Source organism: Rhizobacter sp. P1_G5, from assembly GCF_056405435.1.
In genome coordinates this window covers 1-3890 of record NZ_JBFUCB010000575.1, presented here as the reverse complement: position 1 = coordinate 3890, position 3890 = coordinate 1, and the positions used below count along the sequence as shown (strand labels likewise).

The following is a 3890-nucleotide window of genomic DNA, read 5'->3' as shown; positions in this document are numbered from 1 at the left end:
ATGTCAGGCTGTAACTGGCGCCTTGTCGAGAGTGTGAAATGCGATTGCCCACCGCGTCAACGCCGAAGCTTTGCGCATCGCCGCTACGCGACACACTCGTGAGGCGATCTGCCGCGTCATAGCCGAAAGTGGCGTTCAAGTTCGGGTAGACGCTGTCCGTCAGAGATGAGAGATTATTCACGGTGTTGTAGCCCACACCGAGGTTGTGTGCACTGCCGCCCGCCATCTGCGTGATCCGGCCGTCAGCGTCCATCGTCACCAGGCGCGGCAGGTTGTTGCCGAAGCGCCAAGCGTAGCGAGTGTCGCTAGCGGGCTGGTAGAGGAACGAGTCCGCGAGAGTGGCCCAGGTGCCCATGAGGCTGCTGGTCACACTGGACAATCGGCCATAGGCGTCATAGCTGTAGCCCAGCATCAAGCCGTTCGGATACGCCATGCTCGTCCGGCGGCCGGCTGTGTCAAAGCCCCAACTAGTGGTGAGCGTGGTGCCGTAGATGGCATTGATTTGTTGCACCACCTCACCCACAGCGTCGTATGCGTAGGTCGTTTGCCCGGTAGAGTCGTTCAGACGCGTAAGTCGGCCCTTGCCGTAGGTCCCCTCGTCGTACGTGAAACTCTCTGTAGTGCCGCCGCTGCTGCGCGATGTGATGCGGCCCAACTTGTCCCAGCCATAGGTCGTGACTGCGCCGTTCGCCAAAGTCTTCGTGGCCAATCTGCCAGCGGCGTCGTAGCTGTACGTCGTCGCTCCACTGTCGGGGCTGGTCTGCGTCAACATCTGCCCGAATCCGTTGTAGGTGTAGGTGGTGCGCAGGCCCCGCGCATCCTGCACGTAGTCAAGGTTGCCTTCTGCGTCGAAGTGACTCGTGGTCACACCGTTGTCTGGTGCGGTCTCTTGGATCAACTTATTCTGAGCGTCATAGTTATATCTAGTGACGCGGCCCGCAGCATCGGTTCTAGTTTTGAGATTGCCGTTGCTGTCGTAGCTGAAGCTGATCTGCTGACCATTATTGCCGGTCTCGATGTAGGAGCGGCCGAGACTATCCTCTCGCACACTTTTCCCAAACTGCCCAGCACCCGTCGGGACGGGTGTTGCTCCACTGAGACTCGGAACATTTCGCGCCGACGTGAAAGAGGAAGTATTCGTCGGCACATCGTACGCAACGTGCACGAACTCGTTGGCCGCGTTTCCAATATACTCAAGCCTACCCGACGCGTTGTACCGCTTGCGATCGACTCTGCCATCTGCATATGCCACGTCAGTTACTTGACGATCGTGATTGTAGGTGTATGTCGTCGATCGACCTCCTCCACCAACATACCTAACCGAAGAGGCCAGCGTACCTTGCGGGTTATAGATATAGTCGGTGATCACCCCATTTGCATCAGTAATCCGACCTGGCTGGCCAAGGCCGTTGTAGTTTGCGTACGCAATCTGATGCCCGAGCGCATTAGTGACAGAGGATAGATTGCCATATGCATCGTATTGATAGGACGTTACGGCCGCACCACCTGGAAGCGCCTCTGTCACCGTCGTCGAGGCTTGAACACCTGATGGCAGAAACGTGTAGGTATAGGAAACGTTCCGCTGAGCGCCCGTTCTCAGGTCGGTTGAGTTATGGCTTGCGACCTTGTTCTTACCAAACCCACTCGAAACGTACGCAAAGGTCTCGGTCGCAAATGCATTGTTGGCCGAATCCCTGTACGTCACCTGGCTTATATTGTCACCACTCCAAGTGTTAACACGGGTTGCTGCTGACGAGGTGCCTGCGGCAATCGTTGATTGCAGGAGCCTGCCAGAAGGATCATACGAGAAACTTGTAGTATTCCCATTCCAATCAATCTTCGAACTAGGCCACCAATAACTGTCGAAGGTCGTAGACGCGCTGGCAGTCGGACACGTTGAAGTGGATGAGCGACTGATATATGTATTCACTAGTGCATTGGCCGGCCCAGCGAAGAAGTACTGCGTTGGCTGGCCCTTAACATCCGTGACAGTCGTCGAGTTTGTGCCGTAAGAGAACTGGTCGAGGACCTCTCCACCAGAAAGTGAGACCTGCTGGACCTTCTTCGATGGGTAATAGCTGTAGGTACTGTACCTAACTCCGTTGATCGAGATACCTGTCAGCAGCGCTGTGTCTGCAGAGTTTTCATAGAAATACGTCCGAATGTCTGGATTTGATCCCGGCGACGTTGCGCTGGTTAGCATGGCACCCGTGTATTGATAGGTCCAATGGTTGCCATTGGGATCGGTCACGTCAGTGACCCGATATGCTGATCCGTAAGGCGTCCAAGCAAAGCGGATCTGTTGACCAACTGCGTTGGTGATCGCGTTGACGAGTATTCCCGTGTACGAGTAGGTCGCTAGGGTCGTTCCCGCCGACGTGGAGATCGATTTGATTCGCTTGTTCGTCCCGTACACGTAGGTGTTATCGGGCAATTTAAGCATCCAATTTGACAAATCGAAAGCAAGAGTTCCCAGTGCGGCTGCACCATTATCTGGTGCATAAATAGCACCGTCGTCACCCGTAACAAGATACGTATATTTATACGACGCCCCGTCGGGATGGTTAACCGTCACATGTGTCGGAAAGCATGTACCAGGAAAATTGGGATCGGTAGAGCACCCAGAGGTTATCAATGGATCATAGTCGTAATTCGATCTCCATTTGGCACCGAACATGCCGCCGCCGCTTGAAAATGATTTGTACGTTCGTGAAAGGCCGAGTGAATACTTTCCGTAACTCGGTATATCCTCCTCCACCTTGTACTTCTCGCCGGTGGCTAGAATGACTGGATGGTACGTGGATGGGCTCGACGAGCAAGAGCTGGTCGTCTGGGAATTATTCTCGGAGACCGGCTTTTGGGTTTGAGAATCCCTTGGATTTACTGGCTCAGCCGGCTCAGCCGGTTCTGACGGCCCTCTACCCGGCTCGATTCCTGGGGTATCTGTGGGAGCATTCGGCGTTCCGTCGTCTACTTTAATCCACACAGTCGAACAAGTTTTTCCCTCTCCCTTCTCGTTACCACCTTCACAACGGGTGGCTGCCCGCCACACCAGCCTTGCATTTGCATCCGAGATGCATACCAACAGGATCAGCATGATCCAGAAACCAGACCGAATTCGCATAGACCTCCCTTTTTTTGTTGCCGTAGACCGTTACGAACCTTTCAATTCATGTCAATCTATCAGCGGCGGTTGGATCTGCACAACCCGAGAACCTCTACAGCTTTTGCACGGTGCAAAAATGTGGTAACGGTGCGCCTGCGTGAAAGACATGGCTGGGAGCCACAGGCACACCGCCATAGATCGACCGAAACGATCCAAGTGCCTTTCAAAAGTCGTACCAGTGCTCCGTGACCACCGTCACGTCGATCGTCTTCACCTCGCCCGTATTGATTTCCGTCACCGTGCACCGCTGCACCCCACTCAGCGTATTGGCCCGACCCACGGTCGACGGGGCAGCAGCATTGCGCCGGAACTGCGTCGTCGGCAAGTTGGGTGACATCGCGGTCGCGGACGATCCTGACAATGTCGCCCAGGCGTAGGTGAAGACCCCCGCCCCGCCCTGGACCGTCAGCGTCACAGGGCTGGTGGTCACCGGCACGGTGGCTCCGCGCGTCGCCGTGAAGCCAGAACCCCAGACGGTCGTTGCCGAAGCCGTCAGCACGAACGACCCGCTGTAGACCTTTCGCGCGATGCCGCCCGGGTCGTACCGCCAGATCTCGCGCGCCTTGCGCGGCGTGCCGCCCGCGTCGTAGCGCCACACCTCGCGGGCCTTCCGCGCCACGCCCCCTGCGTCAAATCGCCACATCTCTGCCATGTGCTTGTCTCCCGTCAGTACACGAACACGATATCGCCCGGCGCGCCGCCCGACGGCTGGCCGGCCACATTC

The 3890-nt window shown here is 56.4% G+C and carries 2 protein-coding genes and 1 pseudogene; all 3 read right to left on the bottom strand.

The features are described from left to right. Nucleotides 1-2677 (bottom strand): RHS repeat domain-containing protein (locus tag AC1D12_RS27225; RefSeq protein WP_477844147.1); only part of this gene is annotated, 2677 nt, incomplete at its 3' end. 24 nt (nucleotides 2678-2701) lie between these two features. After that, a pseudogene (locus AC1D12_RS27220) lies at nucleotides 2702-3097 on the bottom strand (hypothetical protein); the annotation flags it as partial. Between the two features lie 232 nt (nucleotides 3098-3329). Further along, a partial coding sequence (locus AC1D12_RS27215; protein ID WP_477844145.1) for a hypothetical protein occupies nucleotides 3330-3890 on the bottom strand: 561 nt, incomplete at its 5' end.